Source organism: Pseudomonas sp. HY7a-MNA-CIBAN-0227 (genome assembly GCF_040310325.1).
Classification (GTDB): Bacteria; Pseudomonadota; Gammaproteobacteria; order Pseudomonadales; family Pseudomonadaceae; genus Aquipseudomonas.
Map to the genome: position 1 here is coordinate 1 of NZ_JBEOPT010000132.1, position 273 is coordinate 273.

General features: G+C 40.7%; 1 protein-coding gene. It reads right to left on the bottom strand.

What is annotated here, in order from left to right; genetic code table 11:
• Positions 1–273 (bottom strand): hypothetical protein (locus tag AAEZ06_RS27285; RefSeq protein ID WP_350617220.1); only part of this gene is annotated, 273 nt, incomplete at both ends.

Consider the following 273-nt stretch of genomic DNA (forward strand, 5'->3'; position numbering starts at 1 on the left):
TTTGTATACCGAGTCGACTCAAGAACCCTTCGGGCACAATAAATGGAAAGATCATCATCGAAAAAAAACTCAGTTGAGCGCAATGGATATCAACATCATCGTGCAACAGTCCCTTAGCTTCGAGTTTATCAAACATCATGATGTCATCCACATTGACAATTTCGTTAAACACCTTGGTTATCTCTTTATTTTCGGGAATACTTTGATCTAGGCCTGCCAGACGGAAAATTAATCTTGGGAAATGGGGATGCGCTGACATCACTTGATAGTAGG